13 protein-coding genes are annotated in these 13,195 nt (G+C 67.8%); 8 read left to right on the top strand and 5 right to left on the bottom strand.

Annotation, left to right across the window (positions count from 1 at the left end; all coding sequences use genetic code 11):
• Positions 1 to 2 precede the first annotated feature (2 nt).
• Positions 3 to 722, bottom strand: a complete 720-nt coding sequence (gene lexA / locus AN216_RS07065; RefSeq protein ID WP_420855695.1) for a transcriptional repressor LexA — start codon at positions 720 to 722, stop codon at positions 3 to 5.
• A 535-nt stretch (positions 723 to 1,257) separates the two neighbouring features.
• On the opposite strand from lexA, the gene nrdR reads away from it, so the two are divergent.
• From nrdR to AN216_RS07045, 4 genes are all read left to right on the top strand, one after another.
• A complete protein-coding gene (gene nrdR / locus AN216_RS07060; protein ID WP_070195789.1) occupies positions 1,258 to 1,785 on the top strand; it encodes a transcriptional regulator NrdR in 528 nt (175 codons plus the stop codon).
• A gap of 114 nt (positions 1,786 to 1,899) precedes the next feature.
• Positions 1,900 to 4,758 carry a vitamin B12-dependent ribonucleotide reductase gene (locus AN216_RS07055; protein ID WP_070195723.1) on the top strand — a complete coding sequence of 953 codons (2,859 nt, stop codon included), beginning with the start codon at positions 1,900 to 1,902 and terminating at the stop codon, positions 4,756 to 4,758.
• A gap of 156 nt (positions 4,759 to 4,914) precedes the next feature.
• A complete protein-coding gene (locus AN216_RS07050; RefSeq protein ID WP_070194549.1) occupies positions 4,915 to 6,042 on the top strand; it encodes a tyrosine-type recombinase/integrase in 1,128 nt (375 codons plus the stop codon).
• Entirely contained in the window at positions 6,039 to 6,365 is a 327-nt protein-coding gene (locus AN216_RS07045; protein WP_070194550.1) for a helix-turn-helix domain-containing protein, read from the top strand. The genes AN216_RS07050 and AN216_RS07045 overlap by 4 nt, the downstream gene beginning before the upstream one ends.
• A gap of 77 nt (positions 6,366 to 6,442) precedes the next feature.
• Here AN216_RS07045 and AN216_RS29120 read toward each other — a convergent pair whose 3' ends face one another.
• Positions 6,443 to 6,604, bottom strand: coding sequence for a hypothetical protein (locus AN216_RS29120; RefSeq protein ID WP_212732657.1), 162 nt, complete (start codon positions 6,602 to 6,604; stop codon positions 6,443 to 6,445).
• A 696-nt stretch (positions 6,605 to 7,300) separates the two neighbouring features.
• Between AN216_RS29120 and AN216_RS26620 the strand changes: the two genes are divergently transcribed.
• Positions 7,301 to 8,686 carry a hypothetical protein gene (locus AN216_RS26620; protein ID WP_079166094.1) on the top strand — a complete coding sequence of 462 codons (1,386 nt, stop codon included), beginning with the start codon at positions 7,301 to 7,303 and terminating at the stop codon, positions 8,684 to 8,686.
• 157 nt (positions 8,687 to 8,843) lie between these two features.
• On the opposite strand, the gene AN216_RS07035 is transcribed toward AN216_RS26620, so the two are convergent.
• Positions 8,844 to 9,374, bottom strand: a complete 531-nt coding sequence (locus AN216_RS07035) for a TerD family protein (RefSeq protein ID WP_070195788.1) — start codon at positions 9,372 to 9,374, stop codon at positions 8,844 to 8,846.
• Positions 9,375 to 9,645: 271 nt separating this feature from the next.
• Complete coding sequence (locus tag AN216_RS07030) at positions 9,646 to 10,158, bottom strand: GNAT family N-acetyltransferase (RefSeq protein WP_070195722.1); 513 nt, start codon at positions 10,156 to 10,158, stop codon at positions 9,646 to 9,648.
• A 196-nt stretch (positions 10,159 to 10,354) separates the two neighbouring features.
• Between AN216_RS07030 and AN216_RS07025 the strand changes: the two genes are divergently transcribed.
• From AN216_RS07025 to AN216_RS30810, 3 genes are all read left to right on the top strand, one after another.
• Positions 10,355 to 10,963: a YdbC family protein gene (locus tag AN216_RS07025; protein ID WP_070195787.1), complete on the top strand. Its 609-nt coding sequence runs from the start codon at positions 10,355 to 10,357 to the stop codon at positions 10,961 to 10,963.
• A gap of 114 nt (positions 10,964 to 11,077) precedes the next feature.
• Positions 11,078 to 11,755 (top strand): ribonuclease HII, encoded by a 678-nt coding sequence (locus AN216_RS07020; protein ID WP_070195721.1) that lies wholly within the window; start codon positions 11,078 to 11,080, stop codon positions 11,753 to 11,755.
• A gap of 369 nt (positions 11,756 to 12,124) precedes the next feature.
• Positions 12,125 to 12,460: a hypothetical protein gene (locus tag AN216_RS30810; RefSeq protein ID WP_070195720.1), complete on the top strand. Its 336-nt coding sequence runs from the start codon at positions 12,125 to 12,127 to the stop codon at positions 12,458 to 12,460.
• 9 nt (positions 12,461 to 12,469) lie between these two features.
• On the opposite strand, the gene AN216_RS07010 is transcribed toward AN216_RS30810, so the two are convergent.
• Complete coding sequence (locus tag AN216_RS07010) at positions 12,470 to 13,072, bottom strand: hypothetical protein (protein WP_070195719.1); 603 nt, start codon at positions 13,070 to 13,072, stop codon at positions 12,470 to 12,472.
• Between the last annotated feature and the right edge of the window lie 123 nt (positions 13,073 to 13,195).

Here is a 13,195-nt window from a genome sequence, read left to right as displayed (position 1 = left end):
GGTCACACACGGCGCAGGACGGCCACCACCTTGCCGAGAATCGTCGCGTCGTCCCCAGGGATGGGCTGATACGTGGTGTTGTGCGGCAGCAGCCACACGTGTCCGTCCTCCCGTTTGAAGCGCTTGACGGTGGCTTCACCGTCCAGCATCGCCGCCACGATGTCGCCGTTCTCCGCGACCGGTTGGCGCCGCACCGTGACCCAGTCACCGTCGCAGATCGCTGCGTTGATCATGGAGTCACCGACGACCTTGAGCACGAAGAGTTCGCCGTCACCGACCAGTTGCCGGGGGAGGGGGAAGACGTCCTCCACCGACTCCTCAGCCAGGATCGGCCCGCCGGCCGCGATTTGACCGACCAGCGGCACGTACGAAGCCGAGGGCTTCCCGGCGGTGTCCGTGGTGGCGGGCGTGCTGGGGGTGTCGGAACCCCGCACCTCGTATGCGCGCGGTCGGTGCGGGTCACGGCGCAGGAAACCCTTCCGCTCCAGGGCCATCAGTTGGTGCGCCACGGAGGAGGTGCTGGAGAGCCCCACGGCCTGACCGATCTCCCGCATGGACGGCGGGTATCCACGGCGCTGCACGGAGTCCCGGATGACTTCGATGACGCGACGCTGTCGGTCGGTCAGCCCGGAGCTGTCCGCGCGGATGCCGGGAGGGCGCCCGGGCAGCGTCCGCACCGCCGGTGGTCCGTCCTCAGCGGTGTCCGCGGTCTCGTCCACCAGGGCCTGTGCTTCGCTCAGCGCGGGCGCGGAGCGGTCCTGGGTGGCGATGGTGACGCTGTCTGCGCTGGTGGTCACGTCAGCCCCTTTCAAGCGGTTGTCCCTGGTTAGACAACGGTAGTTGGTTTCGAAAGGTTGCGCCAAACACACGTTCGAGTGAAAATTCCGGATTCCGCTGCCTTGCCTGGGCGTGCATGGTGTAGGAGCTGATGGCACTCGTCGGCCCGTCCTGCCGTTCGCCCGCCCGTCCTGTTCGAGGGCTGGCGGTGTCGCGGACCACGCCGGGGCGTGCTGGCCCGGATGCCGCTCACGTAGCCTCGATGCGGCTGTCGACAGCGACACGCAGTGTTGCCACCCCCCGTAGGGTCAACACCAGATCTAGTGGTTAGATGGATCCCGCCCACCCACAAGTTGTGGTCCGGCTGCGATCGGCGGCAGGATTGCGGCTATGCTGGTGGGTGCCTGCGAGGGCCGTTTCCGCGGCCCCGAGGCGTGGTCAGTCGTGTACGCGAAAGCGCGAAACGGGATGGAGGGCGCCATGCACTGTCCCTTCTGTCGGCACTCCGACAGTCGCGTCGTCGACAGTCGCACGACCGATGACGGGACCGCGATTCGCCGCCGCCGTCAGTGCCCCGACTGTTCCCGTCGGTTCACCACGGTGGAGAGCGCGTCGCTGACAGTGATCAAGCGCAGTGGCGTCACCGAGCCCTTCAGTCGGGACAAGGTGATCGCCGGAGTGCGCAAGGCCTGTCAGGGGCGCCCGGTCACGGAGGACGCCCTGGCGCAACTCGGTCAGCGGGTCGAGGAAGCTGTCCGGGCTACCGGCAGTGCCGAGTTGTCCACACACGATGTCGGGCTCGCGATACTCGGTCCGTTGCAGGACCTCGATCTGGTCGCCTTCTTGCGATTCGCGTCCGTGTACCGGGCCTTCGAGTCGCTGGGCGACTTCGAGGAGGCGATAGCGGAACTTCGTGCCGCGGGGCCGCCCGCCCGTGTGGACGGGGCGAACACCGTCGAGGAGGCGGCCGAGACGCAGGTCCCGGGGTCACAACCGGCCAGCGACTGAGCGGCTCGCTGGAGAGTGACGCGGGCCACTTCGGTGTCCCGAACAGGAGATAGACACCGTGCTCCGTGGAAGATTCGGGGCACATCGGGGCGTTATGCCCGTACAGGAGGCGGAATGACAGAGACGACGAGCGGCCCGGCACGCGGCTCCCGCGCGAAGGGCGGCGGTAAGGCGAGCAAGGGGCTGCGCATCGAGCGCGTTCACACCACCCCCGGCGTGCACCCGTACGACGAGGTGACGTGGGTGCGCCGGGACGTCGTCATGACCAACTGGCGTGACGGCTCGGTGAATTTCGAGCAGCGCGGCGTCGAGTTCCCCGACTTCTGGTCGGTGAACGCGGTCAATATCGTTACCAGCAAGTACTTCCGTGGCGCGGTGGGCACCCCGCAGCGCGAGAAGAGCCTGAAGCAGCTCATCGACCGCGTCGTGCGCAGCTACCGCGCGGCGGGTGAGCAGAATGGTTACTTCGCCTCCCAGGAGGATGCCGAGGTCTTCGAGCACGAACTGGCCTACGCCGTGCTGCACCAGATCTTCGCGTTCAACTCCCCGGTGTGGTTCAACGTGGGGACGCAACAACCGCAGCAGGTGAGCGCGTGCTTCATCCTGTCTGTGGACGACTCCATGGAGTCGATCCTCGACTGGTACAAGGAAGAGGGGATGATCTTCAAGGGCGGATCCGGTGCGGGTCTGAACCTCTCCCGAATCCGATCCTCCAAGGAGTTGCTGTCCTCCGGTGGCAACGCCTCGGGCCCGGTTTCCTTCATGCGCGGGGCCGACGCCTCGGCGGGGACGATCAAGTCGGGGGGCGCCACCCGGAGGGCGGCGAAGATGGTCGTCCTGGACGTCGACCACCCCGATGTCGAGGCCTTCATCGAGACCAAGGTCAAGGAGGAGGAGAAGGTCCGCGCCCTGCGGGACGCCGGTTTCGACATGGACCTGGGCGGAGAGGACATCGCCTCCGTCCAGTACCAGAACGCCAACAACTCCGTGCGGGTTACCGACGAGTTCATGAAGGCGGCCGAGGCCGGGGCGAAGTTCCCGCTGCGCAGCCGGATGACCGGGGAGACCGTCGAGGAGGTGGACGCCCGGTCTCTGCTGCACAAGATGGCCGAGGCCGCGCACGCGTGCGCCGATCCCGGAATCCAGTACGACGACATCATCAACCGCTGGCACACCTCGCCGGAATCCGGCCGGATCACTGCCTCCAACCCGTGCAGCGAGTACATGCACCTGGACAACTCCTCGTGCAACCTGGCTTCGCTGAACCTGATGAAGTTCCTGCGTGACGACGACGAGGGAAACCAGTCCTTCGACGCCGAGCGCTTCGCCAAGGTGGTCGAGCTGGTGATCACCGCGATGGACATCTCCATCTGTTTCGCGGATTTCCCGACCCAGAAGATCGGCGACACCACCCGTGCCTTCCGGCAGCTGGGCATCGGCTACGCCAACCTCGGTGCGCTGCTGATGGCCACCGGCCACGCCTACGACAGTGACGGCGGTCGTGCCCTGGCGGGCGCCGTCACGTCGTTGATGACCGGCACCTCCTACAAGCGTTCCGCTGAACTCGCGGCGGCGGTGGGGCCGTACGACGGCTACGCCCGCAACGCGGACGCGCACCAACGGGTGATGACCCAGCACGCCGACGCCAACACGGAGGCGCCGCGGGTCGACGACCTGGACACGCCGGTCTGGGCGGCGGCCACGGAAGCCTGGCAGGACGTCGTCCGGATGGGGAAGAAGCACGGTTTCCGGAACGCCCAGGCCTCGGTGCTCGCGCCCACCGGCACCATCGGCCTGATGATGGACTGCGACACCACCGGCGTTGAACCGGACCTGGCTCTGGTCAAGTTCAAGAAGCTGGTCGGTGGCGGCTCCATGCAGATCGTGAACAACACGGTCCCCAAGGCGCTGAAGCGACTCGGCTACCAGCCGGAGCAGGTCGAGGCCATCGTCGAGCACATCTCCGAGCACGGCAACGTGCTCGACGCCCCCGGGCTGCGGCCGGCCCACTACGAGGTGTTCGACTGTGCCATGGGCGAGCGCTCCATCTCGCCGATGGGCCACGTACGAATGATGGCCGCCGCGCAGCCCTTCCTGTCCGGCGCCATCTCGAAGACGGTGAACATGCCGTCCACGAGCACCGTCGAGGACGTGCAGGAGATCTACCTGCAGGGTTGGCGGCTGGGCACCAAGGCCCTCGCCGTGTACGTCGAGAACTCCAAGGTCGGCCAGCCGCTGTCGGCGAAGCGGAAGGACTCGGCCGAGGCGGCGGAGCCCGAGAAGGTCGTCGAGTACCGGCCGGTCCGGAACCGTCTGCCGAAGGGCCGGCCGGGCATCACGACCTCCTTCACGGTCGGTGGCGCCGAGGGCTACATGACGGCGAACTCGTACCCGGACGACGGTCTCGGTGAGGTCTTCCTGAAGATGTCCAAGCAGGGCTCGACCCTGGCGGGCATGATGGACGCCTTCTCGATCGCGGTGTCGGTGGGCCTGCAGTACGGTGTGCCGCTGGAGACCTACGTCTCGAAGTTCACCAACATGCGCTTCGAACCTGCTGGGATGACCGACGATCAGGACGTGCGTATGGCGCAGTCCATCGTCGACTACATCTTCCGCCGGCTGGCTCTCGACTTCCTGCCCTTCGAGACCCGCTCCGCCCTGGGTATCCATTCGGCCGAGGAACGGCAACGCCACCTGGACACGGGCTCCTACGAATCCTCCTCCGAGGAGATGGACGTCGAGGGGCTGGCGCAGTCGGCTCCGGCTCCCACGGACGGCGGGCGCGCCGCGGTCACGACCACCCGGGACGGCGACGCGGTGTCCGGGCAGGTGCACAACTCCACGGAACTGGTCGAGATGCAGCTCGGGCTGAACGCGGACGCTCCGCTGTGCTTCTCCTGCGGTACGAAGATGCGGCGGGCCGGAAGCTGTTACCTCTGTGAGGGTTGCGGGTCCACGAGCGGTTGCAGCTGATACCGGGCGGAATTGCGTTGGGTGCAACATCCGACGCAGTCCGTACAGGTAGCTGACCAGCAGCTCATGAAGGGGACCGGCCTCCGGCCGGTCCCCTTTGCTATGCCTGTGACCTGGGCGGCGTAACCGGTTCAACGATGTTGCGTTGAATGCATCGTGAGTCGAGCCGTTGATCTGCCGGGTGCCGCGCATCTGGTGCTTGCCGATGGGGTTGTACACCTCGACCCTGAACCGGCGGTTTTTCAGGCGATGTTGGACGGCTGGGCCCGCCAGCAGCGAACCCGCTTCCTGGACGAGGACGGGACGATCAAGCCGCGGATGTCGGTGGTACGACGCTTCGCGGAGTTCACCAACCAGTACCCCTGGCAGTGGGAGCCCGCCGAGGTCGAGGCGTTCATCGACTACCTGAGATCGCGGCGGAAGACGTTCGCGGTCTCGACCGGGCGGAACTACCAGAACGCGCTGCGCATGTTCTGCGAGTACATCACCGACGCACGCTACGGCTGGCCCGTGCGGTGCTTGGAGCGCTTCGGCCAGGCCCCGGTCCAGATCCTGCACGAGTGGAACACCGTCACCCACAGCAGCGAGTACGAAGGTGAAGCCGACCGGCGCCCGCTGACTTACGACGAGGTTCAGGACCTGTTTGATGCGGCGGAAGCGCGGGTCGAAGAGATCCGGGCCCGGCACCGCAAGGGCTCACTGGCCGCCTTGAGGGACGCGATCCTCCTCAAGACCGTCTACGCCTACGGACTGCGCCGCCAGGAAGCGTGCGGACTGGACCTGGCGGACCTGCGGCGGAACCCGAAGATGCCGCACTATGGCCGGTTCGGCGGCCTGTTCGTACGCTACGGAAAGTCCTCCAAGGGCGGGCCGCCCAAGCGCCGCACCGTCCTGACGGTTCCCGAACTGGACTGGAGCACTGATCTCCTCGATCAGTACCTGGAGGAGGTCCGGCCGGCCTTCTCCCCGGACAAGCACCCGGCGCTCTGGGTTACCGAACGCCGCGGCCGGATGTCGCTCCGACGCCTGGACGAGGCGTTCGAGACCGCCCGCAGGGCCGCTGACCTGCCGGAAGAGCTCGATTTGCATGGGCTTCGCCACAGCTACGTCACGCATCTCGTCGAGTTCGGCTACCCCGAGAAGTTCGTCCAGGACCAGGTTGGCCACGCCTACGCAAGCACCACCGCGATCTATACCGGGGTCTCCGACGAGTACCGCAACCGTCTGCTCCAGCAGGTGTTGAAGGAACAGCACGCCGAACTCTGGGAGGACGACGAGACGTGATCAAGAAGATGGGCTACCACTGGCACCTGCGGCAGATCATGGCCACGCGGCAGATGTTCCAGACCACCGACCTGGTCGGGCCGCTCGCCGAGCGCGGCATCACTCTCTCCCGCGAACAGGTCTTCCGTCTGGTCACCCAGCCCCCGCAGCGGCTGTCGATGGATACCCTCGCGGCGCTCTGCGACATCCTCGACTGCCAGCCCGGTGACCTCATCGAAGTCCGAGTCGTCAACGAAGAGATCCGCAAGACCGCAGATGAAGCACCGGTCCGGCCGCTGCCGACTGTTCGCCGGACCACGATCCGCCGCCCCGAGGGGCTATGACCCGCGCCCGCGACCGCCAACGAGCCGAACAAAGGCAGGCCGCCCTCGATCGCGTGATCATCGCCTTAACCGGCTCACTACCCGAGCTCGATCAGACGGAAGTTCTCCGAGCCGTCACCGAGGCTCGGGCCGACCGAGGTATCCCGCTCCGGGATCTCGACCAGCACCTCGCCGACCATCCCCAGGCCCTGGTCTCCGGCGATGCTCACTGCCCGGCCGTGATCGTCCGCCTCGCTCAAGTCCTCCATACAGCAGGACACACGGCCGTGATCCGCCCGGCCTGCACCGACTGCGGAAGATCCCACGTGGGCCTCCCACGCTTCGGACCCAATGGACGCCTCTGCATCAACTGCTCTGCCCGCAGCGGCAAGGGCACCTGTCGGCGGTGCGGCCGAACGGCCACCCGGCTCGCCGCCCGCCGGGCCGAGGGCCCCATCTGCTACTCCTGCTACCGCACCGATCCGGACGTCGTCGAAGAATGTGCCACCTGCGGCCAGCTCCGCATGCCCGTCACCCGGCGCCCAGATAACTCGCCGCTCTGCACGAGCTGTTGGTCCGGCCCGCAGCACACCTGCGTGATCTGCGGTGCCATCGGCCCGGCCAAGTCGCACGGCTCCGACGGGCCGCTTTGCGCCCCTTGCCATCACCAGCAGCGCAGGCCGGTCCGGGAGTGCGGACTCTGCGGACAAGAGCGACGCATCGCCCGCAGGGCCACCGGAGCACGGCCGGACATCTGCGAAGACTGCTACAACGGCCCCACCACGGTCTGCTCGGCCTGCCGGGAATCACGCTCCTGCCAGCGCGGGCCGGACGGCGCATGGACCTGCCGGAGCTGCCGCCCCGGGCTCAACCAGGAATGCTGCCGCTGCCGGCGGACCCGCCGCGTTCACACCCGCTGGCCGATCGGCCCGGTCTGCTCGACCTGCTACACCGTCGTGCTGGACGCACCTGCGATCTGCCCGGGCTGCGGTCGCCACCAGCCCCTGATCGGCATCGCTGAGGACGGCACCAGGATCTGTGGCGCCTGCGCGGGCACCGCCTTCGACTACACCTGCCGCACCTGCGGACTCGGCGGCCGGACCTACGCCGATTCCGAGTGCGCCCGCTGCGTGCTCATCGCCCGCCTCCAGCAACTGCTGGCCGGGCCCGACGGGCGCATCCCGGCACAGCTCCAGCCGCTGCGGGACGCTCTCGCGCTGGCTGAGCGTCCCCGCGGCATCCTGCTCTGGCTCAAGCGCAGTCCGAACGCTGCCCTGTTCGCCAGTCTGGCCGCCTCCGGAGAACCGATCACCCATCAGCGGCTCGACCAACTCCCGCCCAGCCGTCACCTGCACTATGTCCGCCATACCCTCGTGCATCTCGGCGTCCTCCCCGAGCGCGATGAGGAACTGGACCGCATCCCTGCCTGGCTGGACACCGTCCTTGCTGGCCGCCCTGCCGGACACGTCCAGATGGTTCGCCCCTACGCGCACTGGTACTTGCTGCGACGAGCACGACGACGCGCCGCCCAGCGTCGCCGCCCAGCCGAGCCGGGTTCGTTCCTCCGCACCCGCGTCCTGCTGGCTCTGGAGTTCCTCGCCTGGCTCGACGAGCACGGCATCGCGCTGGACGAACTCCGGCAAGAGGACCTCGACCGCTGGCTCGACGCGGGCAACACCCGCACCTACGCAATCCGCTACTTTCTGTCCTGGACCACCAGCCACGGCCTCACCAGCAGGCTCAAGGTTCCTTCCATCCCACGTCAGCAGCCCAGTCACTTGATGGATGAAGACGGCCGCTGGCAGCTGCTGAAACGGTGCCTGACCGACGAGAGCATGGCCCTGGACACCCGGGCCGCTGGCGCGCTGATCCTGCTCTTCGGCCTGCACGCCTCCCACGTCCGGCATCTGACCACGACCCAGCTCACCCGTCGCGACGGCAACAGCTACCTCACCCTCGACCAGCACCCGATCCTGCTACCGCCCCGGCTCGCCAAGCTCCTGCACCAGCTCGCCGAGGCACCGCACACCCGAGCCGGCCTCACCCGAACGAATCGCGGCGAGCCATGGCTCTTCCCCGGTCTCGTTCCCGGGCGCCCCACCTCGCAGACCGGACTCAGCTCGAAGCTCCTGCCCCACGGCATCGACACTCGACCCGCCCGCAATGCCGCCTTGGTCGCCCTCGCCGGCGACCTGCCCGCACCGGTCCTCGCGAGCATCCTCGGGCTCCACACCAACACCGCTGTCCGCTGGGCCGGGTTCGCCAAGACTTCCTGGGCCGACTACGTCGCAGCTCGGGCCGCGGACCTCCAGCGAGAGAGGAATACGACGCCTCAGAAATAAGTGGTCTGCGCCAGTACAGCTCGTTGTCTCGCACGCGACGTCGCGTGACGTGACCTCAGGCGGGTGCCGGCCCCAGGCTGGCACCCGCCATCCGTTACGACGCCGCCTCGGCACGCGTGCGAGCGCCGCGCCGATGCCTGGGCATCGGTCCCTCGCATCAGGCGGGGGCGTACCCCATGGTCTGCCCGAAGGTCTCCGGATCGGCGTCGAAGCCTCGCAGGTAGGGCTGGAACTCCCACTCGCCGGTTTCCTTGCGGACGAACTCACCGATGGTCGCCGCGGTCGCTTCGGCCACCTCGGAGAAGTCGGACTGGCACAGCTCCTGCTGCTCCTCCGAGATCCACACCTCGGTGTTCGCCACGTCGCCGAAGGTCTTGCGGTCCTCGCCCTGTTGAATGACCACCCCCACGATGACGCGTCCGTACGTCTCCGACAGCCGGTCGAACTCGAGGGTCATCATCTCGTCCGAACCGAATCCCTGGCCGGTCTTGCTCTCCCGGTTCAGGGTGATCGTCCCGTCCGGTGACCTGCTGTCGAAATGCACCAGATACTCTGGTTCTCCGTACGGCGCGTCCGCGGTGAAGGTCCCGGCAACGAGGTCGAGGTCATGATCCGGCTCGTCAAAGGAGCTCGGGTCCCACTTGAGCGTGACCAGTACCTTGCCGATCCCCTTGTTGAGACTGCTCACCAGTTTCCCTTTCTCTGGACTGCCCACGTGCTCGGCGTCCGCGCTCCCCCCGTACGTCAGCGGGCCGTACAACGGAACCCGGGCGCCCGTGTGGGGCGCCGACGGCAGCGGTCGGTCGGCCAGTGTGGCGCGGCCGTCCGTCGGGCCCACATGGGGTATCCATGGTGCCACGATCAGCAAGGTTCCGCGTCGTTGTCCACAAGGCCACAACCACGCCGTACGGTGGCAGTTGATGCGATTTGGCGTGATCACGAAGCTTGTGGACGGTGGTTCAGACGCCGAACGCCGCCGGGTAGCTGATGACCCCGGACGGCACATCCGTGGGGGACCCCAACGCGAGCGCCATCATGGCCTCGTCCGGTACCTCGAATCCGGGGCGGATGCCCCAACGGGAGGCTGGCGTGAAGCCGAACCTCGGGTAGAAGTCGGCATGTCCCAACACCAGCACGAGGTTCTCCCCGTTCGCCCGAGCGGCCTCCAGTCCGGCACGAATGGCGGCGGACCCGGCTCCCTGGCGCTGGAACCGGGGCAGCACGGCGCAGGGAGCGAGCGCCAGCGCGGGTTGACCGTCCACCCGGCACCGGCTCAGCAGGGCGTGGCCGGCGAGGGTGCCGTCAGGGCCGGTGGCCACCCACGAGAGACCCGGAATCCAGGCCGAGGAGTCGCGGCGTAGCGTATCGACGAGGTCGGCCTCCTGCGGAGTGGGGAAGGCGGCGACGTTAATCGCACGGATCGTCGGAATGTCGTCGGTGGTCTCGGGCCGGGTGCTCCACGAAGACGTCATGTCGCTGTGTTACTCCATCTTCGGTCTCATTGGCACGGTTTCGTCGCTCGCTGGTCCAGCGCCCGCTCACCGTGTGATGCCGGACGGACGTACGTACGTCACAGGCCTCCGATGAGTGGTGCGGGACCACACGGTAAGCGGGTGGTCCGAGTGTGACAGCTCCACCCGCGGCCTCCTCTGGTCGTACGATGGCGCGGTGCTGGTCAAGTGGATGCGTTGCACCGTCGTCGACCGACGGGGCTTCGAGCGTGCTCAACGTAAGTGGGCGGGACTGCTGGGGGAACCGGGTTTCCGTGGTCAGGGGGGTGGTTGGAGTCGCTCCCGGGAAGGCGTGGTGCATCTCTTCGGTTTCTGGGAAAGCCAGGCGTTCTACGACTCGTTCATGGCCCGCTCACATGACCGACTGCACGCGGCGCAGGTCGGCACGTACAGGGACATGCGGGTGCGGCTTTTCGAGTACCGCTTCGACGTGAAGGTGGGCTTCCGGCCGGAGTTCACGGACACGGACCTGCTGCGTGTGGCGCACTGCCGGGTCCGCCACGACCGTGTGGAGCACTTCGTCCTGATGCAGGAGAAGGTCTGGAACCCTGCCATGGCGGGATCGCCGGGGATGCTCCGCGGGGTGTTCGCGCAGGCGCGGCAGGAGGACGAGTTCCTCACGGTATCCATGTGGAACTCCGCCACGGAGCATGGCAAGTACCGGGCGGATCGGGCCGAGCGCTTGGCGCTGCGTGCCCAGACGGGGGCGGATGTCACCGGGGTGGCCGGTGACGTGATCGACCTCGAGCCCGCCTGGACCCTGTGAGCCCACGCTTCGACCACGGGACGCCCCTTGTCGTGACCACAGCGGGCGGGCGGTGCCGCGCGTGTCATACCGGGCTGTGTGCCGCCGCGTACGACGGCTAGGCTGGGTGGCGCCATGCCGTACGAACCGCCCACACACCGCGTCGAGCGATCACTGCGTGCCACTACCGGTGCCAAGATCATCGCCGGGGTGGACGAGGTCGGCCGGGGCGCGTGGGCCGGCCCGGTGACGGTGTGCGCCGCGATCACCGGACTCCGGCGTCCGCCCGAGGGGCTGACGGACTCCAAGCTGATCAGTGCTCCACGGCGGACCGAGCTCGCGACGCTACTCGAAACCTGGGTCAACGCACACGCGTTCGGCGACGCCAGCCGGGACGAGATCGACCGCTTGGGGATGACCGCGGCGCTGCGACTGGCGGCGGTGCGGGCGCTCGAGGGGCTGCCGATGCGGCCGGACGCCGTCATTCTCGACGGCAAACACGACTACCTGGGCCCGCCATGGCGGGTACGCACCGTGATCAAGGGTGATCAGTCGTGTGTCGTGGTGGCGGCGGCATCGGTGCTCGCCAAGGTTCGACGGGATGCGATGATGACGGAACTGGGTACTGATCACGCGGTGTTCGCCTTCGAGGAGAACGCCGGGTACCCGTCGCCCGTCCATCGAGCCGCGCTCGCCGAGTACGGACCGACTCCGCAGCACCGGTTGTCCTGGGCGTACTTGGACAGCCTGCCGCGATGGCGGCACCTCAAGCGTCCGCGCACAACGCCAATCGATCAGGTCGAGTTGTTCTGAACCGAAGTGTTCCTCGGATGGAACGGATGCGTCGCGTCGGTTAACCCGTACCCGCCGAGTGAGCTGCCAGCGGCGTTTGATAGACAACTTCCCATGCCTCGCACCCCTGAGGAGTCACAGATTCACGAGAGCGCCCCCGGGTCCCGCACCGCTGCGGGAACTGACCGGTCTCCGCAGGCTTCCCGCCCCGTACCGCTTCCCGGCCCCCGAGCCGCCCCACGACCCGCTCCCGCACCGGGCGACCAGAACCGTTCCGGCCCCGGTCGAACGGTCGACTCCAGTGCCGAAGCTCCGACTACCCAGCGGCCTGACGGCGAGGCCAAGTCCGCTCCGCAGATCACGTTGGTGCCGGCCACGGAGGTGGCCGCTGTGGCGGCGGCCGACGAGTCAGTGGATGAACTGCTCGACGAGGGCCTCTCGGGGAGCGACATCCTCGTGCTCACCACGGGGGAGGAGCACCCCTGGGCCCAACACGAGCGGTCGTTCGGCGAGGATGCCTACTGGCGTCAACTCGGTGAAGCGGAAGACGTTTTCTACGCCCACACCGCACACGTGGGGGTGGCGGGAAACCGCTCCATGGTGGTACTCGCCGTCAACGGCGGCTCGGACAGCGAGGTGGCGCGGGCTCTTCCGGTGGCCCTGGAGAAGGCCGGCACCCGCCTGGTCGTGTGCGGTGATCAGGAGCGCCTGCGTACGCTGCTCTGACGCGCCGGATCAGCCTGTCGCCGGCTCGTGGGCGCCGGGTGTGGTACGGCGGGGGCGTGCGCCACGGACAGTCGGTCGTCGTGCGGGTGTCGTGGTCATCGCACGTGGCTGACGCCCGCCGTGTTCCTGCCCCAGCACCTGCCACCCGGCACGCGTCAGCACGACGTACGCGCCACATCGCAGCCCGTGCAGAGTGCAGGCGTCTCGTAGTCCCCACATCCACGCGCCGTCCAGGTCGCTCCAACGTGTCTCGCCATTCCTGCAGTGCATCAGTACGGCCGTGCGGGCCGGTGAACGGAGACGGAGGTCGTGGGGCACGACGCGGCGTAGCTGATCCAATAGCGCGTTGCGGAAGCACCACCCGTCCGGAGCCTCGGCGTGCGGGGTGAAAGAGGCGCTGGCCACCAGCCGTTCCTGCGGCCCGAGCACCGCGATCACGGCCGTGACAGGAGTCGGGTGGTGCAGGTCGTAGAGTTCCTGGACGACTCTGCGGGGACGGCACAGCGGCGGAATGCCCGTCGCCGCCCACTCGGCCGGCTCCAGGATGCGGGCGAGACGGGAGGGACCGGAGGGACGGTCGGGATGCGGTGGGGAGACGAAACCGGAACTCACAGGACCCCCTCGGTTTCGCCGGAACACCTCCGATTCTCACCGTGACCGCTCCTGTACGGCAACGTGGTCAACGTGGTTTCCTCGGAGGCTGCGGATCCTGCTGAGGGAGCTGTTCCGGAGCTG

The sequence above is a fragment of the Streptomyces oceani genome (genome assembly GCF_001751245.1).
Taxonomy (GTDB): domain Bacteria; phylum Actinomycetota; class Actinomycetes; order Streptomycetales; family Streptomycetaceae; genus Streptomyces; species Streptomyces oceani.
Note: the sequence above shows the minus strand (reverse complement) of the source record. Positions and strands in the feature narration are given on the sequence as shown.